Origin of the sequence: Litorivicinus lipolyticus (assembly GCF_009650135.1) — a bacterium.
GTDB lineage: Bacteria > Pseudomonadota > Gammaproteobacteria > Pseudomonadales > Litorivicinaceae > Litorivicinus > Litorivicinus lipolyticus.
Genome location: NZ_CP045871.1, coordinates 461,441 through 488,282 on the forward strand (window position 1 = coordinate 461,441; position 26,842 = coordinate 488,282).

Annotated in this window: 24 protein-coding genes and 1 tRNA gene; 19 read left to right on the forward strand and 6 right to left on the reverse strand. The window is 58.0% G+C overall.

Annotation, left to right across the window (positions count from 1 at the left end):
• Positions 1–903 precede the first annotated feature (903 nt).
• Positions 904–1,440 carry an MASE1 domain-containing protein gene (locus tag GH975_RS02340; RefSeq protein ID WP_153712970.1) on the reverse strand — a complete coding sequence of 179 codons (537 nt, stop codon included), beginning with the start codon at positions 1,438–1,440 and terminating at the stop codon, positions 904–906.
• Between the two features lie 190 nt (positions 1,441–1,630).
• Here GH975_RS02340 and GH975_RS02345 point away from each other — a divergent pair.
• Positions 1,631–1,717, forward strand: a tRNA-Leu gene (locus GH975_RS02345).
• 427 nt (positions 1,718–2,144) lie between these two features.
• Positions 2,145–3,212, forward strand: a complete 1,068-nt coding sequence (locus GH975_RS02350; RefSeq protein WP_153712971.1) for a TauD/TfdA family dioxygenase — start codon at positions 2,145–2,147, stop codon at positions 3,210–3,212.
• A gap of 63 nt (positions 3,213–3,275) precedes the next feature.
• Here GH975_RS02350 and GH975_RS02355 read toward each other — a convergent pair whose 3' ends face one another.
• Positions 3,276–4,103: an IclR family transcriptional regulator gene (locus tag GH975_RS02355; protein ID WP_153712972.1), complete on the reverse strand. Its 828-nt coding sequence runs from the start codon at positions 4,101–4,103 to the stop codon at positions 3,276–3,278.
• A 153-nt stretch (positions 4,104–4,256) separates the two neighbouring features.
• Between GH975_RS02355 and gcl the strand changes: the two genes are divergently transcribed.
• The 4 genes from gcl to GH975_RS02375 are packed head-to-tail and all read left to right on the forward strand — an operon-like array spanning position 4,257 to position 8,968.
• Positions 4,257–6,053 carry a glyoxylate carboligase gene (gene gcl, locus GH975_RS02360; protein ID WP_153712973.1) on the forward strand — a complete coding sequence of 599 codons (1,797 nt, stop codon included), beginning with the start codon at positions 4,257–4,259 and terminating at the stop codon, positions 6,051–6,053.
• Entirely contained in the window at positions 6,046–6,843 is a 798-nt protein-coding gene (gene hyi, locus GH975_RS02365; RefSeq protein ID WP_153712974.1) for a hydroxypyruvate isomerase, read from the forward strand. Before gcl ends, hyi begins: the two co-directional genes overlap by 8 nt.
• Positions 6,840–7,733 carry a 2-hydroxy-3-oxopropionate reductase gene (locus GH975_RS02370; RefSeq protein WP_153712975.1) on the forward strand — a complete coding sequence of 298 codons (894 nt, stop codon included), beginning with the start codon at positions 6,840–6,842 and terminating at the stop codon, positions 7,731–7,733. Before hyi ends, GH975_RS02370 begins: the two co-directional genes overlap by 4 nt.
• Positions 7,730–8,968, forward strand: a complete 1,239-nt coding sequence (locus tag GH975_RS02375) for a glycerate kinase type-2 family protein (RefSeq protein ID WP_153712976.1) — start codon at positions 7,730–7,732, stop codon at positions 8,966–8,968. The genes GH975_RS02370 and GH975_RS02375 overlap by 4 nt, the downstream gene beginning before the upstream one ends.
• A gap of 5 nt (positions 8,969–8,973) precedes the next feature.
• Here the strand turns inward: GH975_RS02375 and GH975_RS02380 are convergent, their stop codons facing one another.
• On the reverse strand, positions 8,974–9,849 hold the full coding sequence (locus GH975_RS02380; RefSeq protein WP_153712977.1) for a DMT family transporter: 876 nt from the start codon (positions 9,847–9,849) through the stop codon (positions 8,974–8,976).
• Between the two features lie 99 nt (positions 9,850–9,948).
• Here GH975_RS02380 and GH975_RS02385 point away from each other — a divergent pair, with 99 nt between their 5' ends.
• The 5 genes from GH975_RS02385 to GH975_RS02405 all read left to right on the forward strand — a co-directional run bounded on the left by GH975_RS02385 (position 9,949) and on the right by GH975_RS02405 (position 16,402).
• The gene (locus tag GH975_RS02385) at positions 9,949–11,616 is read left to right on the forward strand and encodes a sensor histidine kinase (RefSeq protein ID WP_153712978.1); all 1,668 of its coding nucleotides are present in this window, start codon (positions 9,949–9,951) and stop codon (positions 11,614–11,616) included.
• Positions 11,613–12,947: a sigma-54-dependent transcriptional regulator gene (locus GH975_RS02390; protein WP_153712979.1), complete on the forward strand. Its 1,335-nt coding sequence runs from the start codon at positions 11,613–11,615 to the stop codon at positions 12,945–12,947. The genes GH975_RS02385 and GH975_RS02390 overlap by 4 nt, the downstream gene beginning before the upstream one ends.
• Before the next feature lie 116 nt (positions 12,948–13,063).
• Positions 13,064–14,053 (forward strand): DctP family TRAP transporter solute-binding subunit, encoded by a 990-nt coding sequence (locus GH975_RS02395; RefSeq protein ID WP_153712980.1) that lies wholly within the window; start codon positions 13,064–13,066, stop codon positions 14,051–14,053.
• A gap of 49 nt (positions 14,054–14,102) precedes the next feature.
• Positions 14,103–14,786 carry a TRAP transporter small permease gene (locus tag GH975_RS02400; protein ID WP_153712981.1) on the forward strand — a complete coding sequence of 228 codons (684 nt, stop codon included), beginning with the start codon at positions 14,103–14,105 and terminating at the stop codon, positions 14,784–14,786.
• Positions 14,786–16,402, forward strand: coding sequence for a TRAP transporter large permease (locus GH975_RS02405; protein WP_153712982.1), 1,617 nt, complete (start codon positions 14,786–14,788; stop codon positions 16,400–16,402). Before GH975_RS02400 ends, GH975_RS02405 begins: the two co-directional genes overlap by 1 nt.
• Before the next feature lie 36 nt (positions 16,403–16,438).
• On the opposite strand, the gene GH975_RS02410 is transcribed toward GH975_RS02405, so the two are convergent.
• Positions 16,439–16,954: an adenine phosphoribosyltransferase gene (locus tag GH975_RS02410; protein ID WP_153712983.1), complete on the reverse strand. Its 516-nt coding sequence runs from the start codon at positions 16,952–16,954 to the stop codon at positions 16,439–16,441.
• 46 nt (positions 16,955–17,000) lie between these two features.
• Here GH975_RS02410 and GH975_RS02415 point away from each other — a divergent pair, with 46 nt between their 5' ends.
• Complete coding sequence (locus GH975_RS02415; protein WP_153712984.1) at positions 17,001–17,471, forward strand: outer membrane lipoprotein; 471 nt, start codon at positions 17,001–17,003, stop codon at positions 17,469–17,471.
• Here the strand turns inward: GH975_RS02415 and GH975_RS02420 are convergent, their stop codons facing one another.
• Positions 17,472–17,729, reverse strand: coding sequence for a DUF1244 domain-containing protein (locus GH975_RS02420; RefSeq protein WP_153712985.1), 258 nt, complete (start codon positions 17,727–17,729; stop codon positions 17,472–17,474). It lies immediately after the preceding gene.
• 212 nt (positions 17,730–17,941) lie between these two features.
• On the opposite strand from GH975_RS02420, the gene rimP reads away from it, so the two are divergent.
• The 7 genes from rimP to pnp all read left to right on the forward strand — a co-directional run bounded on the left by rimP (position 17,942) and on the right by pnp (position 26,445).
• Positions 17,942–18,406: a ribosome maturation factor RimP gene (rimP, locus tag GH975_RS02425; protein ID WP_153712986.1), complete on the forward strand. Its 465-nt coding sequence runs from the start codon at positions 17,942–17,944 to the stop codon at positions 18,404–18,406.
• A 6-nt stretch (positions 18,407–18,412) separates the two neighbouring features.
• Positions 18,413–19,903 carry a transcription termination factor NusA gene (gene nusA, locus GH975_RS02430; RefSeq protein WP_153712987.1) on the forward strand — a complete coding sequence of 497 codons (1,491 nt, stop codon included), beginning with the start codon at positions 18,413–18,415 and terminating at the stop codon, positions 19,901–19,903.
• A gap of 14 nt (positions 19,904–19,917) precedes the next feature.
• A complete protein-coding gene (infB, locus tag GH975_RS02435; protein ID WP_153712988.1) occupies positions 19,918–22,653 on the forward strand; it encodes a translation initiation factor IF-2 in 2,736 nt (911 codons plus the stop codon).
• Entirely contained in the window at positions 22,654–23,028 is a 375-nt protein-coding gene (gene rbfA / locus GH975_RS02440) for a 30S ribosome-binding factor RbfA (RefSeq protein WP_153712989.1), read from the forward strand. It begins immediately after the preceding gene.
• A gap of 4 nt (positions 23,029–23,032) precedes the next feature.
• On the forward strand, positions 23,033–23,959 hold the full coding sequence (gene truB / locus GH975_RS02445; protein ID WP_153712990.1) for a tRNA pseudouridine(55) synthase TruB: 927 nt from the start codon (positions 23,033–23,035) through the stop codon (positions 23,957–23,959).
• A gap of 81 nt (positions 23,960–24,040) precedes the next feature.
• Positions 24,041–24,310: a 30S ribosomal protein S15 gene (gene rpsO, locus GH975_RS02450; protein ID WP_153712991.1), complete on the forward strand. Its 270-nt coding sequence runs from the start codon at positions 24,041–24,043 to the stop codon at positions 24,308–24,310.
• Between the two features lie 56 nt (positions 24,311–24,366).
• A complete protein-coding gene (pnp, locus tag GH975_RS02455) occupies positions 24,367–26,445 on the forward strand; it encodes a polyribonucleotide nucleotidyltransferase (protein ID WP_153712992.1) in 2,079 nt (692 codons plus the stop codon).
• 60 nt (positions 26,446–26,505) lie between these two features.
• Here pnp and GH975_RS02460 read toward each other — a convergent pair whose 3' ends face one another.
• Positions 26,506–26,763 carry a hypothetical protein gene (locus GH975_RS02460; RefSeq protein WP_153712993.1) on the reverse strand — a complete coding sequence of 86 codons (258 nt, stop codon included), beginning with the start codon at positions 26,761–26,763 and terminating at the stop codon, positions 26,506–26,508.
• Positions 26,764–26,842 lie beyond the last annotated feature (79 nt).

Sequence of the window (26,842 nt, forward strand, 5' to 3'; positions counted from 1 at the left end):
ACGTGCGGGTTCCGCCGGCCAGGATGGCCAAGCGCCGCGCAGGGCATGGATGCCCGAGAGCGGCGGAGTGATACCTGTGATAGCGGTGTTCGCGGTAAGAGCAGCCCGCAATAGCGGGCCTTTTTTATGTTTGGTATTTGGGGACTTGTACCCGCACGTGCGGGTTCCGCCGGCCAGGATGGCCAAGCGCCGCGCAGGGCATGGATGCCCGAGAGCGGCGGAGTGATACCTGTGATAGCGGTGTTCGCGGTAAGAACAGCCCGCAATAGCGGGCCTTTTTTTATGTTTGGTATTTGTGGACTTGCACCCGCACGTGCGGGTTCCGTCGGCCAGGATGGCCAAGCGCCGCGCAGGGCATGGATGCCCGCGAGCGGCGGAGTGATTCATGTGATGGCGGTGGTTGTGGCACCAACAGCCCGCAATAGCGGGCCTTTTTTTATGTTTGGTATTTGGGGACTTGCACCCGCACGTGCGGGTTCCGCCGGCCAGGATGGCCAAGCGCCGCGCAGGGCATGGATGCCCGCGAGCGGCGGAGTCATTCGTGTGATGGCGGTGGTCGTGGCACCAACAGCCCGCAATAGCGGGCCTTTTTTATGTTTGGTATTTGGGGACTTGCACCCGCACGTGCGGGTTCCGCCGGCCAGGATGGCCAAGCGCCGCGCAGGGCATGGATGCCCGAGAGCGGCGGAGTCATTCGTGTGATGGCGGTGGTCGTGGCACCAACAGCCCGCAATAGCGGGCCTTTTTTTATGTTTGGTATTTGGGGACTTGCACCCGCACGTGCGGGTTCCGCCGGCCAGGATGGCCAAGCGCCGCGCAGGGCATGGATGCCCGAGAGCGGCGGAGTGATTCGTGTGATGGCGGTGTTGGTGGCCAGCAAGGCGCTTGTCCGCGCCATGCCATTTAGCCTGATTGTGTTGAAGCGGCCAGGCGCCGCCGGCGATCCCAGCGGAAGTAGAAAAGCAATGCCCCAACAAAAACGATCATGCCAATCAGATCGCCGACCGCATATTGGACGAGTTGGTTAACGTCGATATCTCGACTGGCCGTTACTAGGTAAACGCTGGATACCGCTACACCATTTAAGGCCGTTGCGATGACACCTAAGAGTGCAAATGAGGTCCAGGGCACCACGGGGTAGGCGTTTCGCGGCGCCAGCAAGTCCCAGCCCAGCGCATAAAGTGCCAGGTAAACCAGCGGTAGCGGGGTTACGCTGGCTATGCAGGTGGCAACGTATGTCCATGGCATTTCGGTGAAGTTGGGAAAGAAAAGTACGCAGGTGGCGATGTGTCCTACCAGGAGCCCCGGTAGCGCCCGGAAGCGGAACAGGAAAAAACTCACTACACGCCAGCCGTGCGGTAAAAAAATCAATGACGCTGCGGCTGAGTTTTGGCGAAAGCCCCAGTCTTGAACGGCAAATAGAAAAACGTAGATGGCCATGGTGGCGATGTTGATGGTGAGTGTTGATCGGTTAATAATGTCGGCCCCAAACTGACTCTTATTGTTAAGAACCTACACGCAAAATTGGAGTTGAGTCCACTTTTGACATCGATGCTTTAGTCGAGGGGGCGGCCTTGGTAAAATTCGCTTGCGCTGATGCGCTAACGTCACTATTATCCGCCCCCACAAAGCCCAGGTGGCGGAATTGGTAGACGCGCTAGCTTCAGGTGCTAGTGTCTGTATAGACGTGGAGGTTCAAGTCCTCTCCTGGGCACCAAATTCCAAAGGTTAAAGGCCAGCAGAGATGCTGGCCTTTTTCTGTTTAAAGTGCCTATTTAAAGTGCCTGCTTAGGGTGCCTGCGGTCGGACTGCCGGCCCGTCGCTGGCGCTTTGGGCGTTCGCAGGCTCGAAGCGTTGCTTCTCGAAATCCCTGCTCACCCTCTCCTGGGCACCAAATTCCAAAGGTTAAAGGCCAGCAGAGATGCTGGCCTTTTTCTGTTTAAAGTGCCTGCTTAGGGTGCCTGTGGTCGGACTGCCGGCCCGTCGCTGGCGCTTTGGGCGTTCGCAGGCTCGAAGCGTTGCTTGATACGGTGCGTCATATGCACCATCCGAAAAAGTCTAAGCGGCTGTTTTTTTCGATTGTCCAGCCTTCGTACCAAGTTTATGATGCTCGTCGCGTTTTAATTTACCCTTGAGAGAAATCGATGTCCGCGACCGCTGAAGCAGTATTTGCACCATTGCCCAACATCATCGAACCCAAATGGTGGACAGGCACCCCGTCCATTTCTCCGGATCTGTTTGTCATCGACGGCAACCAGTATCGCGTCGACGGCACGCCGTTAGCACCGAGCGCTGAACTTGAAGCCCACATGCAGCGGACCTTTGACGAAGTGGGTTTGGTTCATGTCGTCAATACCGGCCTTGATGATCTGCAATCGATGCGTTTGATTGCGACTCAAGTGCTGAAAGTACAGCGCAACTACGAGGGCGGTGCGAATCCTCGGAAAATGATCCAAAAGAACGTCTACGAAGTCGGCGCGCCGCTGGAAGCGCGTCTGCATTATCACCACGAGATGGCTTACATCGGTTCAAGCACCAAGATGGTCAGTTTCATGGCGAGCAAAATGCCGAGCGAAGGTGGCTATACCTTTGTGTCGGACAACTGCCGGGCGACGGATGCAATCTTAGCGACGCCTTTTGGCCAAAAGCTGAAGGAGCTGGGTCTGTGCTATCACCGTAGCCTGACGGATCGCGACTCCTTTACAGACCGTTTGAACATTGGCGTTTACAACCACTGGCAGCAGTCGATGTTGACTGATGACCCGGACGTGGCGGCGGCCGAAGCCCAAAGCCGCGGTTTGGAAGTCGAGTGGGGGCCGAATCGTTTACTGAAAACGCGTTTCTACATTTCGGCCTTCGAGTTTTTTCCGCAGATGGATCGTAACTTGCTGTACGCCAGCCTGGCTGACGATGCCGCGTGGTTTGACACCTGGCCGCTGGTCCAGCACCTGCCCGCCCACGAGCGCCCGTTACAGCTCACCTTTGGTGACGGCTCGGAAATGAGCGACGACGAAAAGCAGCTGTTCCTCAAGGTCTACGATGACTATGGCATTCCGATTCCGTGGAAGGTCGGTGACGTTGCCGTGATCTGTAACTACCGTTTTGCCCACGGTCGCCCGGCGGTGCACCTGAAACCCGGTGAACAGCGCGAGCTGGGTGTTTTGATCGGTGAATCGTTTGACCGATTGGAGACACGCGACGGCAAGTGGTAGCCGTCGACGGCGTGCCGTGTTGATTGAAAGGCCAGCCTAAAGGCTGGCCTTTTTTTATCCGCTTTAGCCGGCGTGGGATGCGCCCATTAGGGCGCTAATACGGCTGGCAGTTTGCCGCACCTGGCGGGCCAGATCGGGCATCGTGTCGTCGTTGACTCGAAAGCTTGGGCCGGACACGGACAGCCCAGCAATGACTTCATTGTGAACATTAAAGATGGGTGCCGCGACACAGCGCATGCCCGTGTGCCGTTCTTCATCGTCAATCGAAAATCCGTTGCGTCGGGCGTCACGCAGTGCGCTTTTGAAGCCGTCCTTATCGGTCAGTGTTGCGTCGGTGAAGCGTTCAAGCGGGTAGCTATTTAGCCAGTGGAATTGTTCAACCTCACCGGAGGCACCCAAAATAGCCTTGCCGATGGCACTGCTGTGTGCGGCGCTGCGACTGCCAGGGCGAAAAAACGCCCGGATGGGTTGGTGGGTTTCATGCTGGGCCACAAACACCACTTCGCCTTTATCTAAAATTCCGAGGTTGGCGGTCTCGTGGGTTAGCTCACTTAACTGCTTCATCGGCAGTCGTGCATGTTCGACCACTTTTGCCGAGCGGGCGAATACGCTGCCTAATCGAAAGGCCTCGATGCCAATCCGCCACTCGCCAGTTTCAGCGCTTTGGGTCACAAATCCACGGCGCTCGAAGGTGTTGAGGAATCGGTAAATCGAGGCTGGGCTGGTGTCCATGGTGACGGCGATATCGCTAAGGCTGATGCCGTCGTATTGACCGACGGTTTGCAAAATTGACAGGGCCCGGTCCAGGGTTTTAACGCCACTCGGCTCGCCTTCCAGTTTTGGCCGTCCGCGCCCGCGTTTGCTGGGTTCGGTTCCAAGGGAATTTTTCATTATTGTTTTTGCCTACCATTTGAAAAAACAAAAATCATTTAAATACAACTAGATAAATAATTTACCAATTTTATAAAAAGCAATTTTGAAAAAATATACTGCATCCGGCTAAAAGAACAAAGTAGTGCGTCTAAACAATAACGAGGACGAACTATGACCCAGATGCGTGCAGTGGATGCGATGGCATTAATATTGGAAAAAGAGGGCATTACCCAGGCCTTTGGCGTGCCAGGTGCTGCGATTAACCCTTTTTACTCTGCGCTAAAAGGTCACGGTGGTTTTAACCACGTGCTGGCACGCCACGTCGAGGCTGCCTCGCACATGGCCGAGGGCTTCACGCGTGCGGCGCCTGGCAATATCGGTCTGTGTATCGGCACCAGCGGCCCGGGTGGTACGGACATGGTCACCGGCCTGTACTCGGCATGGGCGGACTCTATCCCGATCTTGTGCGTGACCGGTCAAGCGCCGATCGCCAAACTAGACAAAGAAGACTTTCAAGCCGTCGATATTGTATCCATTGCAGCGCCCGTGACGAAGTGGGCGGTCATGTTGGGAGCCGCGGCGCAATTGCCGGGCACACTGCGCAAAGCCTGTCAGCTGATGCGCGAAGGGCGCAAGGGGCCGGTTTTAATTGATTTGCCGATCGATGTTCAGATGACGGAAATCGATTTTGATATTGACCTGTATGAACCGGCTGAAATCGCAAAGCCGGCGCCAAGTGCGGCTCAAATAGACCGCTTGGTCGACCTCATTAACCAATCTGAGCGGCCGGTGATCGTGGCCGGTGGTGGAATCATCAATGCCACTGCCGAAGCCGAGCTGTTGGCCTTTGCCGACGCCCGTCGCATTCCGGTGATTCCGACCTTGATGGGGTGGGGTTGCATTCCGGACGATCACGACCTCATGGCCGGTATGGTGGGGCTGCAAACCAGCCACCGCTGCGGCAACGCGACGCTGCTGCGCGCCGATTTGGTGATCGGAATCGGCAACCGCTGGGCTAACCGGCACACCGGTGACCTGGAAACCTATACCCGGGGGCGAAAGTTTGTCCATGTCGACGTTGAGGCCACCCAAATCGGGCGCATATTCGAGCCGACGCTGGGTATTGTGTCGGACGCCAAGCAGGCTTTGGTCCAGTTTGTCGCCGCGTTACCGCGGATTACCCAGCGCTTCGATCGCTGGTCCGCAGAATGCTTACACCGCAAACATCACATGCTGCGCAAGACCGATTTCGAGCAGGTCCCGATGAAACCACAACGCATCTACCAAGCCATGAACGAGGCCTTTGGCCCGGACACGCGCTACGTCTCGACCATCGGGCTTTCGCAAATCGCTGGTGGCCAGTTCTTAAAGGTGTTTAAACCGCGTCATTGGATCAACTGCGGCCAAGCCGGTCCCCTGGGCTGGACACTGCCGGCGGCACTGGGTGTCAGTGCCGCGTGCCCAGATGAGGTCGTGGTTGGGGTTTGTGGCGACTACGATTTTCAGTTTTTGATCGAAGAATTGGCGGTCGGCGCCCAGCACGGTCTGGGCGTGGTCATCATACTGTTGAATAACGCGTATCTGGGGTTAATTCGTCAGGCCCAAAAAGGCTTCGACATGGACTTCCAAGTCAGCCTCGCGTTCGACAACCAAAACACCCCCGCCGGCGGTGACGGTGTGCCGCAGGCCTATGGTGTCGACCATGCCAAAGTGATCGAAGGCATGGGCTGCGAAGTCATCCGTGTGCTCGAGCCACAACACCTCAACCAAGGCTTGATCGACGCCCAGGCCAGGGCCAAGGCGCAACGCGTGCCGGTTGTGGTGGAGTGCATTTGCGAGCGAGTGACCAATATCGCCATGGGCCAGTCGATCGCAGCGATCAATGAATTTGAGCCCATTGATTGCCGCGATGGAGACCTAACAGCCGAGACCTTTTGGGTGCCGAAAATGGAGAAAATCGATGCCTAAGTTCAGCGCAAACCTATCCATGTTGTTTACCGAAGTGGCCTTTATTGATCGCTTTCAAGCCGCGGCTGCGGCCGGATTTGATACGGTCGAATACTTGTTTCCCTATGCCCATCCGCGCCATGAAATAGCTGAGCTGCTCGCGACCCATGGGTTGCGCCAGGGCCTGTTTAATTTGCCGGCGGGTGACTGGGACCAGGGCGAACGCGGGATTGCCTGCCATCCTGACCGGATCGCCGAATTTCGAGCCGGCGTCGACAAGGCCATCGCCTATGCCAAGGAGTTGGAGTGCCCGCAATTGAATTGCCTGGCGGGCATTGTGCCGGCTGGCATCAGCCTGGAGCAGGCCCAGGCCGTGCTGGTCGACAATCTGCGCTACGCGGCACTGAAACTGGAGGGGGAGGGACTGCGCTTGTTGTTGGAACCGATCAACTCCAAAGTCGATATCCCCGGGTTCTTAATCGACACCACGGCCAAGGGTTTGGCGGCGATCGAGCAAGCCGACTGCGGCAATATTTGGCTGCAATATGACGTTTATCACGCGCAGGTTATGGAGGGCGATCTGATCCGGACGATGCACGCTCACATGGCCCAGATTGGGCATATCCAAATTGCCGACAACCCAGGGCGTCACGAACCCGGCACGGGTGAAATTAATTTCGACCAGGTATTTGCAGCCATCGATGCGGCCGGCTACCGCGGTGACATCGGCTGCGAATACAAGCCGGCACGGACAACCCAGGCGGGTCTGGACTGGTTGCGATCAACACTGAAAACGGAGGAAACCGCATGAGCACGATTGGATTTATTGGGTTGGGCATTATGGGTGCGCCGATGGTGGGTCATTTATTAAGCGCCGGTCATAGCGTCAGCACTAAGACGCACAGCGCGGCCTTGCCGGATGAGTTGGCGCGCCAAGGCCTGCAGGATCTGGACAGCTATGCCGCGGTCGCGGCGGCCGCGGACGTACTGATTTTAATGCTGCCGAATACCCCGCAGGTCGACGCGGTGCTGTTTGGCGACGGCGGCCTGGCGGCGTCACTGCGCCCGGGCACCTTGGTGATCGATATGAGCTCTATCGATCCGATTCAGACCCGGGATTTTGCCGCACAGGTCGAGGCCGCAGGCGGTGTTTGGCTGGACGCGCCGGTATCCGGCGGTCAGGTTGGCGCCAAGGCGGCGTCGCTGTCGATTATGTGTGGCGGCAGCGCGAGTGCATTTGAGCGCGCACAGCCGCTGTTGGCGTTGATGGGAAAAAACATCACCCATGTCGGCCCGTCCGGGGCCGGTCAAATTGCCAAGGTCGCCAACCAAATGATTGTGGCGCTTAACATCGAAGCCGTCGCCGAGGCCTTGGTATTTGCGTCCAAAGCCGGTGCCGATCCGCAACGGGTGCGCCAGGCCTTGATGGGTGGCTTCGCATCCTCCAAAATACTGGAGGTGCATGGCGAACGGATGACCACACGGTCGTTCGATCCGGGCTTTACAATCGAGCTGCACCAAAAAGACCTCGGCTTGGCCTTGGACAGCGCCAAGTCCCTTGGGCTTGCGCTGCCACATACCGCCGGCGCTATGCAGCTGATGAATCAGTGTGTGGCCATGGGCGGTGCCAGTCAGGATCACTCCGCGTTGGTGCGGGCCATCGAAAATATGGCCGGCCACACTATTGGCGAGCATGAATGACACAGCCCCGCGACTCCTTGACGGCGATGATGCAGGCGGCATTAGCCGCCGCGGACCCGGCCCAGGCCATCCACGGCAGACTGCCGGACTGTAAAAAACTAGTGGTGCTGGGCGCGGGCAAGGCCGCGGCGGCGATGGCACGCGCGGTCGAGCAACAATTTTCCGGATCCATTCGCGGCGCCGTGGTCACACGCTACGGCCATGCGGTCGATTGCCAGCATGTTGAAGTCATCGAAGCGGCTCACCCGACACCGGATGCCAACAGTGTTCGCGGCGCCCAGCGCTTGTTGCAATTGGCGGGCGGTGCGGCGGATGACGAACAGGTACTGATGCTGCTGTCCGGCGGTGCGTCGTCGCTGATTGCCTACCCACCGGCGGGGGTTGAGTTGGCTGAGATTCAGGCGATCACCAAACAGCTACTCAACGGCGGGTCAACCATCGGTCAGCTTAATACCGTGCGTCGACACCTCTCGCAAATTGGCGGTGGCCGCTTGGCCGCGGCCTGTGCCGGTGCCGGGCTGACCACGCTGGTGATTTCGGACGTTACCGGCGATGTGTTGCACGACATTGGGTCCGGCCCGACCAGTGCCGACCCGACCTCGGTCGGTGACGTGCTGGCGCTGTTTAAACAATTTGAAGTGACGCCCAGTGATGCCGTTTTGGCCCATTTACGCGGTCCCAATGGCGAAACACCCAACGCGGTCCCAGGCCATGTTGAGTTAGTCGCGACCCCGCAGCAGGCCCTGGTGGCGGCGGCCGATGTGGCCGAAGCGGCGGGTATTAATGTGCTCAATCTGGGGGCATTTATCGAAGCGGATGCGCTGGAAACCGCAAAGGTTATGGCCGCGATCGCGTTACAAGTCCAGCAATACCAACAGCCGATTCGGACCCCCGCGGTCATTTTGAGCGGCGGCGAATCCACCGTGACAGTGCGCGGTGAGGGTATCGGCGGTCGCAACGTCGAATTCGCCATGGGCATGGTTCAGGCACTGCATGGCAGCCGCGACATTGTCGGCTTGGCGATTGATACCGATGGGGTCGATGGCGCCGCTGAGGTGGCCGGAGCCTGGTTTGACTCGGGCAGCATGGATGCGGCCAATGCCCAAGGCCATGCCCTGGCTGAATACCAAGCGCGCAACGATGGCCACCGTTTTTTTGCCGCCACGGGTGAGCAGATCGTGACCGGGCCGACACTGACTAACGTCAACGATTTCCGGGCGATTTTGGTCCGCTAAGCGGGCTAGCGTGATCGGCGCAAAGTCGCCAAACCCGACACGATCACCAGCGCACTGCCGGCCAGCATCGCAGCGTTGACCGTTTCGTCAAAGAACACCACCGACAACATCAGCGCAAACACCAAGCGACTGTAGCGAAAGGGCGCAACGACGGCGACATCACCGCCGCGGGTCGCCAATACCACCGCAAAGTAGGCGCCGGCGCCGGCGATCGTTGATAGACAGAGCAAGCCCAGGTGTGCCGGGCGGATGGGGCTGAATTCACCAAATACCGGGATGGTCACGACGCCGGCCAGAAACAGCGCAAAGAAGGCCCAAAATGAAATCGTGATGGGCGCAATTGAGCCCGCGATTGACCGGGTTAGTAAGTCGCGAATTGCTAGTAATATGACCGCAACCACCGCCAGTAACGCCGCTGGCTGAAAGCCCTGCATGCCGGGTTGGATAATCAGCAACACGCCCGCGAAGCCGGCGCCAATGAGCACCCACTGGCGGGTGCTGACCGCTTGGCCCAAAAACAACGCGCCGCCCATGGCCACTACCAGCGGTGCCGCCTGCAAGATCGCCGAGGACGCTGACAACGAGGCGTAGACAATCGCCGAGACGAAAAATATTGCCGATGACAGCTCGCAAAAGGTGCGCCCGACAAAGCGCCAGTTGGCCAGGTTGGGCCCGAACAGTGCGATTGACTTAAGCGCCGCGATGACCGCAAAGGCGAGGCTGCCGCAGAGTCCGACCAATACCAAAATCTGCGAGATCGGCATGTCATAGGACAACTGCTTAATAACCGCGTCTTCAATTGCGAAGCCGGCCATGGCGATGACCATGTAAAGAATACACAGGCTGTTTTCGGAGCGGGCCGAGGCGGTGGCGTTAATCAAAGGAGCAATCCTGGGTGGTGGGCGCGCCAAACTGGACGCGCGCGGACGATAACCTGTCGCTGGCGTCGATCCAACCCTCGCATCAGGCTAAACTGTGGCATGGCCAAATCCCTGCAAGCCCTGACATTCCGGCGTCGCCTCGCGTTTGAGATGCTATTTATCCTGACCTTGGTGTTGTCGGCGGCGGCTTGGTTGTACGACTGGGAGCGAGCCTCGGATCGGGCACGGGCGTCCGCCGCCACCGATGCCGAGGTCCAGGTGCTGGCTCTGAATGCGTTGTTGGACCGTTATCGCTCATTGCCGCGGCTATGGGCCGAGGATACCCAGACCACTAACTGGGTGCGCCGCGGTAATCTGTATGCGTTAAAACAAAAGGCCACCGACTGGACCTACCTGTCTGGGGCTTATGCGACCGGCGTGTACAACGCGGACGGCGAGTCATTGGTGTGGGTCGACCGCGAATCCGGGCGCGGTCGTATTCAGTTGTTGCCCGATCAAATCAGCCGTGCGGTGCGCCAGGGTAGCCTTGGTCGCGGCTCGCTAATCGACGCGGCCGGGCGGCCATTGTATCTGTTTGCAGCGCCGGTTCGCGGCGCGGCTTATCTGGGTGCCATTTTGGTCGTCGTTGACCTGTCCCAGTTAGAACAGCAGTGGGTCATTGCCAACCATCCGCTGGTGTTGGTCGATCAACTGGGTGACGTTATCGTGACCAACGTCGAGGCGATCAAAGGCCAACCCTTTGCCGCCGCCAGCCGCTACGATCGCGGTTGGGTGACCCACCAGGTTCGACTGCCAGTTATGGGCTGGACGTTGTGGTCGATCGAGCGTATCGACATGGGGCGTGGTTGGGTGGTGCCGGCCATGGGGGCGCTGGTTGGGTTGGTGCTGTGGTTGACGCTGGCTCGTGTGTTTCGCCGCCAGATTCAATCGGTTCAGCAAGAGCGCCTGCAAAAATCCGTCTCGCTGCGTTTAGAACGCCAGGTCAGCCTGCGCACGCGTGATTTGCGTCTCGAAATTGAGGAGCGCCAGCAGGCCCAGCGTAAACTCGAAGCGGCCCAGGCCGAGCGCGAGCAAACCGCAAAACTGGCCGCCATTGGTCAGCTGTCGACGACTCTGAGTCACGAATATAACCAACCCATTGCGACGGTTCGCACCTACGCCCAAAACGCCCAAAAGCTACTGGCGATGGGCAAGCACGACACGGTCGCGGACAACCTTGGGTTTATTGTTGAACAAACTGAGCGCATGTCGATGCTGTCGAAGACTCTGCTCGGTTTTGCGCGTCGCTCGGACAGCCAACTGAGCTGGGTCGATTGGCAGGTCAGTGCGCGTGAGGCCTCGATCTTGCTGTTGCCGCGCTGTCGAATCCAACAGGTCGAGTTGCAAATTTTGGGGCCGCCGGCGCGGTTGAAAGCGGATTCAATTGCCCTGACTCAGGTCCTGTTAAACCTGTTAAGCAATGCCTTGGATGCGGTCCGCGACACCGACGCCCCCCAGATCGCCTTGACTGGGCAGTGGACTGAGGGTGGGTTTCAGCTGCGCTGTTCGGACAACGGGCCGGGTGTGGCCGACGCGGTCAAAGACCAGCTGTTCGAGCCGTTTGCGACCACCAAACCGCAAGGATCCGGGCTTGGGCTTGGGCTGTCGTTGGTGCATGATTTGATGCAACGCTTCGACGGTCAGGTCCAGGCGATTGGCGGCCCAAACGGCTCGGGCGCGATCTTTATACTGACCTTTAATCACGCACAACCAGCGAGCGAACCGTGAAATCACCGCACATTGTATTGATCGATGACGATTTGGATTTGTCGCGGGCGTTGGCCCAATCCTTGGAGCTTGAAGGCTTTGAGGTGCGCACGTTCAGCCGTGGCGCGCAGGCGTTGGAGCGCTTGTCGCGCGATGACTATGCGGTGGTGCTGACGGATTATTTGATGCCGGGGTTGGACGGGCTCGATGTGCTGGAGCGGGTTCAGGCGATTGATTCGGTGTTGCCGGTGGTGGTCATGACCGGTCATGGCGACGTACCGATGGCGGTCAAGTGCATGCGCCTGGGTGCCCATGACTTTATTGAAAAACCGTGCGCGGTCGAACAACTGGTGCGGACCCTAAACAATGCGGTGGAACGGCGCCGGCTGGTGCTTGAAAACCGCGTACTGCGATCTGAATTGACCGATAACCGTGGGTTGCAAAGCCGGTTGGTCGGCCAGCACCCGTCGATGGACGAATTGCGCCACCGTATTCAGGTTGCCGCCGAGGCCCAGATCGACTGTCTGATTGTCGGTGAAACTGGCACCGGCAAGGAAGTGGTGGCACGCGCCCTGCACGACGAAGGCCCGCGCGCGAGCGGGCCCTTTATCGCCATCAATTGCTCGGCGATTCCCACCGACATGATCGAATCCGAGCTGTTTGGCCATGTCGCTGGGGCCTTCACCGGCGCCCAAGGCGCGCGCGAAGGCCGGCTGGCGCACGCCGCCGGCGGCACCGTGTTCTTGGACGAGCTTGAAAGTATGAATCTGGACGTCCAGTCCAAGCTGCTGCGGGCCATTGAAAACCGCACGATTGAGCCGCTGGGCAGCAACCAAAGCATTCAGCTGGACGTGTGTTTCGTCGCCGCGATCAAGTCGACGCCGGAGGCCGATCCCGGTTTGAATTTGCGCAGTGACCTGTATTACCGGCTGAATGTGGTCCAGTTGCCGCTGTTGCCGCTGCGCGAGCGCATCAGCGATGTGCCGGCGTTGTTTTATCATTTGGCGCGCGAAGCTCGGGGCAAGTACCGACGCGAGATCCCCGAGTTGAGCCCGGCGCTGGAGCAACAGCTGATGGCCTACGGCTGGCCGGGCAATGTGCGTGAGCTTCGTAACCTGGCCGAGCGCTTTGTGCTGGGGCTGTGGCATGGCTTTGCGACCCCGACGGCGGACGGCCAGCAACCCTTGGCGGATCAGGTGGCAGCGTTCGAGGCCAGCGTGATTCGGGCGGCGTTAATCGGTAACGCGGGCCAAATGAAGGCGACCTACGAAGCCCTGGGCCTGTCGCGCAAGGGGCTTTACGACAAGCTGCAGCGACACGGCATTGATGGGTCGAAACTGACGCACGAATAGTTGCGAATGGGTAGATTACTACCCGCGCCCACCGCAATGACTAACTCTTGAGCTGGCACAGCCTTTGCAGTATCCCGCGCACTGCAGCTTTGCAGCTATAACAATAGGAGTTACATATGAACAAGTTGATTGGCGCGGTCAGCGCTCTGACGTTGGCCGTTGCGGCCTCTACTGCGAACGCCGCCTGCGACGCCGGCGAAGTGGTGGTTAAGCTTTCACACGTCACGGGCGGCACCACGCACCCTAAAGTTGTGGCGGCGAACAACCTGGCCGAACGCATCAACACGGAACTGAACGGCCAAATGTGCATGGAAGTTTATCCTTCAAGCACGCTGTTCGGCGACTCAAAAGAACTCGAAGCACTGTTGCTGGGTGACGTTCAGGTCCTCGCGCCTTCGCTGTCTAAGTTCGGCTCGTACACCAAGAAATTGGGCGTATACGACCTGCCGTTCATCTTCCAAGATATCGATGCGGCGATTCGTTTCACCAATTCATCAACCGGTAAAGACCTGCTGAACTCGATGGAAGACGTCGGTTTTGTTGGCCTGGGTTACTGGATGAGTGGCATGAAGTACTTTTCTGCCAACAAGCCCTTGCTAGAGCCGACCGATGCTGCGGGCCTGAAATTCCGCGTTCAGACGTCGGACGTTGCCAAGGCGATGATCGCAGCCATGGGTGCGTCACCGCAGCCGATGGCATTCAGCGAAGTTTACGGCGCGCTGCAGACGGGCGTTGTTGACGGTCAGGAAAACACCTGGTCGAACATCTACACCAAGAAGTTCTTTGAAGTTCAGGACGGCACCACTGAAACCAACCACCAGCTGCTGGCCTATTTCTTCATGACCAGCTCTGAGTTCCTGGACAGCCTGGATGCGGACTTGCGTGCTGACTTCCTGCGCATTTCGGATGATGTGACGCAACAAGCCAACTTGAACGTTAAGAAGGCCGAAGCCACCAACCGTGCCAACATCCTCAAAGCGGGCGGCGAAATTCGCAGCCTGACGCCTGCTCAGCGTGCCAGCTGGGTAGAAGCGATGAAGCCGGTCTGGGGTCAGTTCGAAGACGAAATCGGTGCTGACATCGTTAAAGCTGCGGCGGACGCCTAAGCTTTTTCCGCCCGGCGTTCGCGCCGGGCACTTATTCTAGGATGACCCCATGGCATATTGGCCTCACCTTTGTTTGCTAGCGCTCGTCGCGGCGTTATTTGTTTGGGAGCGATTCAAGCCCCAAGCGGTCGCTAACCTTGAAGAGAACATGCTGGTCGGACTGATGGCGTTGTTAACGCTTGTCTCGTTCGGCCAGGTCGTGGCTCGGTACGGTTTTAATACCGGCTGGAGCGCAGCCTTGGAATTCACCACCTTGGCCTTTTCATGGCTGATTCTGGTGGGCATGAGCTATGGCATCCGCACCGGCACCCACCTGGGTGTCGACATTTTACTCAAAGCCATGCCGCCCAAAAGCATGCGCTATATGGCCGCGTTCGGCGCTTTTTCAGGCGTGCTGTACGGTCTGATATTGCTCGACGCCAGTTGGCTGGCCTACGTGGGTATCGAAACCCGCTCCGGGGCGATCGATTACTGGGCAAAAATGTACAAGATCAATATTGGCACCGAAGAGCTGCGCTGGCCGCTCTGGGTCCAAGACACCTTTGGCGTCAAAGACCGTGTCCAGCGTTGGCTGGTGCTGATTATGTTGCCGGTTGGGCTGGCGCTGCTGGCGTTCCGCTCGCTCCAAGCCATGGTTCAAATCTTAATGGGTCAACGCGACATGGTCATTGCCAGTCACGAAGCTGAGGACCTGGTCGAAGAAAACAAAGGCGTGCTTAAGGAGCTCGACTGATGGAAGCGCTGATTCTATTTGGCATGGTCTTGGCATTGCTGTTCGTCGGTGTGCCGGTCGGGCTGTCGCTCGGTTTATCGTCGATTTTGTTCATCGCGGTGTTTACCAATGACTCCCTGTCCAGTGTCGCCATCAGCCTATTTGGCGTGGGGCAGCACTACACCCTATTGGCGATCCCGTTCTTTGTTTTGGCGTCCAGCTACATGTCCACTGGCGGCGTCGCCAAGCGCTTGATCCGGTTTGCTATTGCCGCGGTCGGTCACCTGCGCGGTGGCTTGGCCATGGCGTCGGTGTTGGCATGTATGTTGTTCGCAGCCTTGTCCGGTTCATCGCCGGCCACAGTCGTAGCCATTGGCACCATCGCCATCGCCGGTATGCGTCAAGTCGGGTACTCCAAAGAGTTCGCATCGGGCGTGATTGCTAACGCCGGGACCTTGGGTATTTTGATTCCGCCGTCGATTGTTATGGTGGTATACGCCGCGTCCGTCGACGTGTCCGTCGGCCGTATGTTCCTGGCCGGTATTATTCCTGGCATCTTGGCCGGTGCCATGTTGATGCTGGCCATCTACATCGTTGCGCGAATTAAGAATCTGCCGGCGGGTGAGTGGAAAGGCGTCGGCGAATTGGTGGCCGGTGGCAAAGACGCTTTCTGGGGTTTGTTCCTGGTCGTTATTATCATGGGCGGTATCTACGGCGGTGTCTTTACGCCGACCGAGGCGGCCGCGGTCGCGGCGGTCTATTCCGCGGCGATTGCGGTGTTTATTTACCGCGACATGGGGCCGCTTAAAGGCATCGGTTGGACCGATGAAAACGATGCGCCGGTCGCTCGTGTCGGTTTCAACGGCTGGGTCTACATGCTGTCCTTTTGGATGGTGTTCATGATTTTGTCGTTCTTTGCGCTGGCCGGCTCCGAGTCCATTGGTTTGGGCGATCGCAGCCTGATCGGCCTGGGATTGGCGGCTGCATTGGGTGTTTGGTACGTTCAGTGGCGTGGCCAAGGTGGCCTGGGTGCGGTCGCCGGCTACCTAGCCGCAGGCTTCCCGATTTTGCTGCGTAACTTCAGCCTGATGGGCCGCAAGTTCTTCCCGGCCCTGTTTGGTGGAGCGTCACGTCAAGTGACCTTGGACGCTACGCGGACCACGGTGATGTTGATGTTTATCATCGCCAACGCCTTGTTGTTTGCGCACACCTTGTCCGCCGAGCGCATTCCGCAAATGATTACCGAGTGGATGTTGTCGGTCGGCTTTAACTGGTTCACCTTCCTGATCTTGGTCAACGTATTGCTGTTGATTGGCGGTCAGTTCATGGAGCCTTCAGGGCTGCTGGTTATCGTCGCCCCAGTGGTGTTCCCGATCGCGATGCAGCTGGGCATCGATCCGATTCACTTGGGTATCATCATGGTCGTGAACATGGAAATCGGCATGATTACGCCGCCGATTGGGCTTAATTTGTTTGTCACCTCCGGGATTACCGGGATGAGCTTGGCGCGTGTCGTCAAAGCCGCCGCGCCTTTCGTCGGCGTGTTGTTCATCTTCTTGATTATGGTGACTTACATCCCCGCTCTGTCGACCATGATTCCGAACGCTATCATGGGCCCCGAGATCGTCACCCAATAAGCAGGTGATCGCCGGCTACGGCCGGCGATGCTGCCTTCAGAATTCGTACTGTTGCAGCGCGTGGACGTCTCCGGACAGCCGCGCGCGGCCATTTAACCCGGTCAATTCGACTACGAAAAGGCTGGCCACAACCGTGGCACCGACTTGCTCAATCAGGGCTTGGGCGGCGCTTACGGTGCCCCCTGTTGCCAACAGATCATCAATGATGACCACGCGTTTGCCGTGCAAATCGCGCTCGGTTTGAATCGCCAAGGTCGCCTCACCGTATTCCAGTGCATACGAGCGCTCGATCACCTGGCCCGGCAGTTTGCCAGCCTTGCGCACCATGATCGTGCCGATATCCAGCGCCAGCGCCACCGGCAGGCTGAACAGAAAGCCGCGCGCATCCAGTCCGATAATGACGTCTGGCTGATAGCGAGCGGCCAGCTCGCTCAGTGTGTTGACGGCTTGGCGGGCGACCGCCGGGTCTTCGAGTATCGGACTGATGTCGTAAAAGGTGATGCCGGGCTTCGGAAACGCCGGGACTTTTGCGATATGTTGGTCGAAATTCATTCGGTGTCCTTTTAAAGGGCAATTGACAGCTGAGTAAGGAAATAAGATGGCGCACATCATAAAAGTATTGCTGGCAGTTTCCACATTGGTGTTGGCCGGCTGTGCCTCCAGCCTCAAAGGCGATGTCTATTCACGTGGCGAAGCGCGCGATGTTGCCACGGTCCAGTACGGCACCATCAACGAAGTCCGCGCGGTGATCATTGAGGGCACCCAGAGCGGTGCCGGTGCGGTCGCCGGCGGCGCGATCGGTGGCATTGCCGGGTCTGGGGTGTCCAGTGGTTCGCGCGAAAGCCGGATCGGCGCGATTTTGGTCGGCGCAGTCGGCGCGCTAGTCGGCAACAAGGCCGAAGAGGCTCTGACCAAGACTCAGGGCTTGGAGATGGTGGTGTCGTTGGATGCGGGCCGCGTGATCAGCTTGGTTCAGGAAGTCAGTCGCGTTGATGAATTTGCGCCCGGGCAGCGCGTCAAGGTGATCGGCACGGGCAAGAACACGCGTGTCTCGCCCGCTGCCGACTAGCTATTTTTGGTAGTTAGCTTTCCATTCGGCGTACGGCATGCCGTACACGGCTTCACGGGCGTCGGGGTCTGAAATTTCGACGCCTTGGTCGGCAGCCTCGGCGCGCAACCACTTTGATAGACAGTTACGGCAAAAACCCGATAGTTCCATCAGATCAATGTTTTGGACGTCGGTTCGCGATTGTAAATGCGCCACAAGGCGGCGGAATGTGGCGGCTTGAATGGCATCAAGTTGCTGGTCGTTTGTAGGTTCGCTCATGGCGGAATTCTCCAAGTTATGTGATCGCAGTTAGGTTGATTTGTACCCTCAACTTCCCTAGTATGCGCACCAGCGATAGGCGATGACAAACCTCACGGGTGTTTGTCGGCACACATCAAAGCACCGATGTGACCCTACGTGACTAAAGGGCCCCGTGTGAGGCCCTTTTTCGTTTTTAGGGCCCGTGGGGGCCCTTTTTTATGCAGGACGCTATGCAAGGTAAAGCCTTAGAAATTGCGGAATTGGCACGGCCGGGCGTCGAGGCGCTGGGACTGGTGTTGTGGGGCGTCGAGCTCGCAGGTTCCGCCAAAGAACTGAAAGTCATTGTCTATATTGATCGTGCCGGTGACGAAACCGTCAATGTTGATGATTGCGCTGATGTCAGCCGCCAACTAAGCGGCGTGATGGATGTCGAAGAACCGATTGCCGAGGCCTACAGCCTAGAAGTGTCGAGCCCGGGTTGGGATCGGCCGCTGTATTCGCTGGACCAGTACCAGCAAATGGTTGGCTCGGAAGTGCGCATTAAACTGCGCTTCCCGTTCGACGGTCGTCGTAATTTTCGCGGGCCGTTGAAGGGTGTCGAGGGCGACGAGGTTGTCGTCCAGGTTGATAACGAAGAATATGTTTTGCCGTTTGAGGCGATTGAGCAAGGGCGCGTTGTGCCCCCGAAAGGATAGGAAAGGATGGAAGGTAAAGAACTGCTGTCTGTTGTCGAACTGTTCGCCAACGAAAAAGACATCAACAAAGAAATCGTATTCGAAGCCATGGAGCAGGCCTTGGCCAGCGCCACCAAAAAGCGTTTTGAAGACGAAGAGCCGGAAATCCATGTGGTGATCGATCGCGAAAGCGGCGACTACCAGACTTTCCGAACCTGGTTGGTGCGTGCCGACGACGAAATGGCGATTTTGGGGTCTGAGTTGACCACCGAAGAGGCTAATGAAGTCGACCCAAGCTTGGAAGTGGGCGATACCCACAAAGAGCTAGTGGCGAACGCCGGCTTTGGTCGTATCGAAGCCCAGGCGGCGAAACAGGTCATCGTTCAAAAGATCCGCGAAGCGGAGCGTGAAAAGGTCGTCGTCGAATACGAAGACCGTGTTGGCACGCTGATCAACGGTACGGTCAAAAAGACCACCCGCGATAACGTCATTGTCGATTTGGGCAATAACGCCGAAGGCCTGTTGCCACGGGAAAACTTGGTTGGTCGCGAAATCTTCCGCATCAATGATCGGATCCGTGCGCTGCTCGAAGAAGTGCGCCCGGAAGGCCGCGGCCCTCAGCTGTTGCTGACACGTACCGCGCCGAAAATGATTATGGAGCTGTTCAAGCTCGAAGTGCCGGAAGTCAGCGAAGAAGTGATCGAAATTCGTGGCGCTGCACGTGACCCGGGCAGCCGCGCCAAAATCGCGGTTAAAACCAACGACGGTCGTATCGACCCGGTTGGCGCTTGCGTGGGTATGCGAGGCAGTCGTGTTCAGGCAGTTTCGAACGAATTGAACAACGAACGCGTCGACATCGTGCTGTGGGACGACAACCCCGCGCAGTTGGTGATCAATGCCCTGAGTCCGGCCGAAGTCGCGTCAATCGTGATGGACGAAGAAGCCCACACCATGGACGTTGCGGTCGCCGAAGATAACTTGGCTCAGGCCATTGGTCGCGGTGGTCAAAACGTACGATTGGCGTCGGAGCTGACCGGTTGGAATATCAACATCATGACCCTCGAGGACGCCGATGCGCGCCGCGAAGCGGAAATGGGCCAGTATGTCGAACAGTTTATGGAATGGCTGGGTATTGATGACGAATTGGCCGGTGTGCTGGTCGAAGAAGGCTTCACGACCTTGGAAGAAGTTGTTTACGTTCCGCGCGAAGAAATGCTCGCCATTGAAGGCTTTGAAGAAGACCTGGTCGATGCACTGCGCGAGCGTTCACGCGATGCCCTGTTGAACCTTGAGCTGGCGCGCGAAGAAAAATTGGAAGGGCGTGAGCCGGCCGAAGATTTGTTGACTATGGAAGGCATGGACCGGGCAACCGCGTTCAAGTTGGCGGAACAAGATATCCGCACCATGGAAGACCTGGCCGAGCAAGCGGTTGATGACCTGTTGGACATCGAAGGAATAGATGCTGAACGAGCGGCCGCGCTGATCATGAAAGCGCGTGAGCCCTGGTTCGCCGAGTAATTTGGGAGAAAGTTTTGTCTGAAAATACCGTTGCTAAGCTAGCTGAGCTAGTCGGCACACCAACCGAAAAACTGCTGAGTCAGATGGCCGATGCAGGTCTGTCACAGAAAACAGCACAGGACGCCGTCAGCGAGTCTGAAAAGGCTACGTTGCTTGCGCACCTGAAAAAATCACACGGCGGCGATGGCGCGGTTGACCCCGCGCGCGTCACCATGACCCGCAAGACCAACACCACCCTGAAAGTGGGCGGCGGTCGCGGTGGCAAAACCGTCAACGTTGAAGTTCGTAAAAAGCGCACCTACGTGCGCCGTGACGAGCCCGTTGCTGGTGAGCCCGTTGCTGGTGAGCCTGGAGCCGGGACGCCTGAAGCCGCAGCGCCGATGATCGAAGAAGTTGCCGCGGCACCTGTGGTCGAGCCGGTGGTCGAGCCCGTGGTCGAGCCGGTTGTTGAAAAAGCGCCGGAGCCCGTGGCTGAAGTGGCACCGGCACCCGAGCCCGAGCCCGAGCCTGTGGTTGCAGCTGAGCCGGTAGCGCCGGCCAAGCCAGCGGCGCCCAAGGTTCCGCGCACTGAAATCAAGATGGACGATTTGGACCGTTTGGCCGCGGCACGCCGCGCCAGCCGCGAGCGTCGCGAAGCCGAGGCTCTGGAATCCGAGCAGCGCCGTAAAAAGAAAGCCGAGGACGAAGTCCGCGCCAAGGCAGCGGCGGCCGCGAAAGCCGCGGCCAACGCCCAGGCAGCAGCCGCTAAACCGGCCGCTGCACCGGCGGCGGCACCCTCGCCGGACAGTGGGCGTGCGGATCGTACGCGTCGCTTGCGCCCGGATGCGGCCCCCGCTAACAACGACCGGTTCGCCAAGAAGCGCGGCCCGGGTGGTGGACGTAACCAGCGCGGTAAGCAGGACGATCGCCGCCGCACCGGCAAAAAACTGAAAGGCGGGCAGGCCGTGGCAGAAATGTCCCAAGCCAACCAATTCCAAGCCCCGACCGCACCGATTGTGCGCGAAGTCACGGTCTCCGGTCCCATCACGCCGGGTGAAATCGCCCAGCAAATGGCGGTCAAGTCCGGTGAAGTCATCAAGACGCTGATGAAGATGGGCACCATGTGCACCATCAACCAAGCGATTGATGAAGACACCGCCGAGTTGGTGATCGAGGAAATGGGCCACGTGATTAAGCGTGTCGCCGAAAACCAGATCGAAGAAGCCATCGTCAGCGAAGTGCAGTACGACCAGAGCAAGTCGGCGACTCGTGCGCCGGTTGTCACCGTCATGGGTCACGTTGACCATGGTAAGACGTCGCTGTTGGACCGCATTCGTAAAACCCGCGTCACCGCGGGCGAGGCCGGCGGCATCACCCAGCACATCGGTGCCTACCACGTTGATACGCCCAACGGCATGGTGACCTTTATTGATACCCCCGGCCACGCCGCCTTTACGGCCATGCGTGCTCGTGGTGCTGAGGTGACGGATATCGTGATCTTGGTGGTGGCGGCCGACGACGGCGTGATGCCCCAGACCGAAGAAGCCGTCCAGCACGCCCGTGCCGGTAACGTGCCCTTGGTGGTTGCCGTCAACAAAATGGATAAAGAACAAGCCGACCCGGATCGTGTTAAGAACGAGCTGGCCCAGCGCAACGTGATTCCCGAAGCCTGGGGTGGCGACACGCAGTTCGTGCACGTGTCAGCGACCACGGGCGAGGGCGTCGAGCAGCTGCTGGAAGCGGTATTGCTGCAGGCTGAACTGATGGAGTTGAACGCGGTGGCCGAAGGCCCCGCGACCGGCACCGTAGTTGAATCGCGCTTGGACAAGGGCCGCGGCCCAGTTGCAACGGTCTTGGTACAGCAGGGCACCCTGCGCAAGGGCGACGTGCTGTTGGCCGGTGACCAGGTCGGTAAGGTTCGTGCGTTGATCGATGAAAACGGTAAGCAGATCTTGGAAGCCGGGCCGTCTATGCCGGTCGAGGTTTTGGGCTTGGCGGGTACGCCGAATGCCGGTGACAACTTTTTGGTTGCGGAAAGCGAGCGTAAAGCCCGCGAAGTGGCGGAATTCCGTCGCGACCGTGCCAAAGAGCAAGAGCAGCGTCGTCAGCAGGCGGCCAAGCTGGACCAGATGTTCGCCAACATGGGTGCGGACGAAGTTCAGGTCTTGAATATTGTCCTTAAAACCGACGTGCGCGGTACCTTGGAAGCCTTGAACGGCCAGATCGAGAAGCTGTCGACCGAAGAAGTCAAAGTTAACGTCATCAGTTCCGGCGTTGGCGGGATCACCGAAAGCGATGCCAACTTGGCATTGTCAGCCGGTGCGATTGTGGTCGGCTTTAACGTTCGTGCGGACAATGCGTCACGCAAAATCATCGAACGCGAAGACATGGATTTGCGTTACTACAGCGTGATCTACGACATCATCGACGACATCAAGCAAGCAATGTCGGGCATGTTGAGCCCGGAATTGCGCGAAGAAATCGTCGGTATTGCCGAAGTGCGCGATGTCTTCAACTCGCCCAAGTTTGGTCAGGTTGCCGGGTGTATGGTGGTCGAGGGCACGGTTTACCGTCAAAAGCGGATCCGTGTACTGCGCGACAACATCGTGGTTTACGAAGGCGAGCTGGAAAGCTTGCGCCGCTTCAAGGACGACGTCCAAGAAGTCCGCAACAACATGGAATGTGGTATCGCGGTTAAGGCCTACAACGACGTTAAGCCCGGTGACAAGATCGAAGTCTTTGACACCAAAGAATTCGCGCGGACACTATAAGTGGCTCGCGAGTTTAAACGGTCCGACCGTCTGGGCGAGCAAATCCAGCGTGAACTGGCGGAGCTGTTGCAGTTCCATTCCCGAGTTCACCTGCCGGGTTTGGTCACCGTCAGTGGCGTTAAACTAAGCCGTGATATGGGCTACGCTGATGTTCACATCAGCGTGCTCGGCGGTGGTGATGACGCCCCTACACGCGCACTGGATGCGATTAACAGTCAAAAAGGATACCTGCGCACGGAGTTGAGCCAACGCTTGCACGTGCGCCGGGTGCCCGAACTGCGTTTTTATGGGGATAGCACCCAGCAAGACGCAGCCCGCATGGCGACGCTGATTTCAAAGGCGCGCGCCAGCGATTCAGATATTTCCGAGGAATAAATACATGGGACGTCGTAGAAAGCCGAGCGGCCGTCGGTTCGACGGCGTGTTGTTGTTGGATAAGCCCCAGGGCATTACCAGCAACGAAGCTTTGCAGACCGTTAAACGCATTTACAATGCGGACAAAGCCGGCCATACCGGGTCACTGGATCCGTTGGCGACCGGCATGTTGCCTATCTTGTTTGGTGAGGGCACTAAGTTGTCACGCCTGTTGTTGGAAGCGGACAAGGTTTACACCACGCGGGCTAAGTTAGGCGTGACCACCGATTCCGGCGATGCCGATGGCAAGGTGCTGGAAACCAAAGCCATCCCCGAGATCAGCGATGAACGGTTGGAATCGGTTTTGGCCAAGTTTCGTGGCCAGGGCACACAAATTCCGAGCATGTTTTCGGCGCTGAAAAAAGACGGCAAAAAGCTGTATGAGTTGGCCCGCGAAGGGATAGAAGTGGAGCGCGAGCCGCGTCCCATCAACATTTTCGAGCTGACGCTGCTGGGCCGTGGCGACGATTGGATTGATCTGCGGGTGCACTGCTCGAAGGGCACCTACGTTCGAACCTTGGTCGAAGACATAGGTCAGGCTTTAGATTGTGGCGCACATGTGGTTGAATTGCGCCGCACGAACGTTGCGGGCTTCCAAGCGGACGCCATGGTGACGCTCGATGCGTTGAATTTATTGCGCGATGACAAGGCCTTTGCCGAGATGGACGCCCACTGTGGCCCCATTAATTCTCTGGCCAATCATCTGCCGCGCTTTGAATTGACCGCTGAAGAAATCAGCTGGGTCGTCAAAGGGCAAGCATTGCTGATACCAGGTGCACCCACCGAGGGTGACTTGGCATTGGTAGACGCCGAAGGCCAGTTAGTGGCTTTGGGCGCGATGATGGACGACGGTCGGGTTGGCCCGACACGCTTGTTGATCTCGGGTCAATAATGACCCACAAGGTGACTGCAGATATGCGCGGTCACCGGGGCAATATCGCCCTTTAGGCATATTCCACAGGAGGAAATCGCCATGGCACTAACCGCCGAAGCAAAAGCTGCAATCGTCGAGAAATTTGGACGTGTTGCAAACGACACCGGTTCACCGGAAGTTCAGGTCGCACTGTTAACCGCGAACATTGAAGCCCTGCAAGGTCACTTCAAGAGCAACATCCACGACCACCACAGTCGTCGCGGTTTGATCCGCATGGTTAACCAGCGTCGTAAGTTGCTGGACTACCTGAAGGGCAAGAGCGTTGATCGCTACTCAGCCCTGATCAAAGAGCTTGGCCTACGCCGCTAAGCGCTTAAAAAAATGGCCCGCATGTGCGGGTCATTTTCGTTGGAAGGAATGGAAAATTGACTATCGTAAAAAAATCATTTGAGTTCGGTGGCCAGACGGTCACATTGGAAACCGGTCGAATCGCACGCCAAGCCAGCGGCGCGGTCATGGTCAGCATGGGCAAAACCCAGTTGCTGGCAACGGTTGTTGCTAAAAATGGCCTGAAGCCGGGACAAGACTTCTTCCCGCTGTCGGTTCATTACCAAGAAAAGACCTACGCTGCCGGTCGTATCCCCGGTGGTTACTTTAAGCGTGAAGGCCGTCCCACCGAAACTGAAACACTGGTTTCGCGTCTGTGCGACCGCCCGATTCGTCCGCTGTTCCCGAAAGGCTTCATGAACGAAGTTCAGGTTATCCTGACCGTTATGAGCGCCGAGCCGGGTCGCGATGCCGACATCATTGCGATGATCGGTCAGTCCGCTGCGCTGGCGGTGTCTGGGATTCCGTTTAACGGCCCGATTGGTGCCGCCAAAGTCGGTTTCAGCGAAACCGGTGAATACATCCTTAACCCGAGCCGTGCGCAGCTGGAAACCAGCCGTCTGGAAATGGTCGTGGCCGGTACCGCAGACGCGGTATTGATGGTCGAATCGGAAGCCGAAGAGCTGACTGAAGACCAGATGTTGGGTGCGGTTTTGTTCGCCCACGAAGAAATTCAAGAAACCATCGAAGTCATCAAGGCGTTCGCCGCCGAAGCTGACATCAAGCCGTTCGCATGGACACCACCGGCCGAAGATAAGGCCCTGGCGGCCTTGGTCGCACCTTACGCCGAGCGCGTGGCTGCGGCCTACCGCGTGACTGACAAGATGGAGCGTTACGCTGCATTGGGCGCGATCCGTAGCGAAGCGACTGCCGAGCTGGTTAACGACACCTACAACGCTGACGACATCGGCAGCGGCATCGCCAAGCTGGAAAAAAACAGCGTGCGTGAAGCCGTTCTGAATGGCGAACCGCGTATCGATGGCCGTGACCTCACTACCGTGCGCGGTATTGATGTTGAAGTCGGCGTATTGGACCAGACCCACGGCAGCGCTTTGTTCACCCGCGGTGAAACGCAGGCGATCGTAGCGGCGACCTTGGGTACGCTGAAAGATTCTCAGCACCTGGACACGCTGCACGGTCACATCACCGACCGCTTCATGCTGCACTACAACTTCCCTCCCTTCTCGGTTGGCGAAGCGGGCTTCATGGGTGGACCTAAGCGTCGTGAAATCGGCCACGGCCGTCTCGCACGTCGCGGTGTTCAAGCGGTACTGCCCAGCGAAGAAGACTTCCCTTACGCGTTGCGTGTGGTCTCGGAAATCACCGAGTCCAACGGTTCGTCGTCAATGGCATCGGTGTGCGGTACGTCACTGGCCTTGATGGACGCAGGCGTGCCCTTGCGTGCGCCGGTGGCCGGTATTGCTATGGGCTTGGTCAAAGATGGCGAGCGTTTCGCGGTATTGACCGACATCTTGGGCGACGAAGATCACCTCGGCGACATGGACTTCAAGGTCGCAGGTACCGCCGAAGGCGTGACTGCACTGCAGATGGACATCAAGATCGAAGGCATCAACGAAGAAATCATGGAGAAGGCGCTGCAGCAGGCTTGTACTGCGCGTTTGCACATCCTTGATGAGATGAACAAGGTCCTCAAAGAATCACGCACTGAGCTGGCTGCTACGGCGCCGCGCATGAGCACCATGAAGATCGACTCGGACAAAATCCGTGACGTGATCGGCAAGGGTGGCAGCGTGATTCGTGACCTGACCGAGAAGTCAGGCGCGTCGATCGATCTGGACGACGATGGCACGGTGCGTATTTACGCCGCCAGCCAGGACAGTGCAGATTTGGCCAAACAGATGATCTTGGCGATTACAGCGGAAGCTGAAGTCGGCACAGTCTACGAAGGCTTGGTCGCACGTATCGTTGATTTTGGTGCCTTTGTGACTATTTTGCCGGGCAAAGACGGCTTGGTTCACATCAGCCAGATCAGTGAAGAACGTGTCGAGAAAGTCACGGACTACCTGTCCGAAGGCCAGACCATCAAGGTCAAGGTATTGGACGTGGACGCCCGCGGCCGTATCAAACTGTCAATGCGTGACCTCGAAGCCGAGTAGTCATTCGCGATTGATAGATCAAGGAAGCCAGCATCATGCTGGCTTTTTTGTGGGCGGCGTTTAGGCGCCGGTGTCTTGTTCGTCTTGATCGATGGTGCGCGTGTGTTGACGGACCAAGCTGACCATCAAGGTGTCCTCAATGATCTTGACGGCTTCGGCGCGTAACCGATCGTCTTCGAAGTTAGTCAGCACCGCTCGCAGCTGTCCGAATAGCGCATCGGCGTCATCCGCGATCTGTTCGTCCTCTTGAAATAGGGCGTTAATCGCGTCGCGCTCTTCGTCGGTCAGCAGTCCGCTGGGTTTAGAAGTTTGATCCAAGGTATCCCTCTCCAGTTACGAGGTGGACTTTAGTACAGTATTGTCTGCGGTGGAATCAATGGTTTTGCTTACGCCAGGT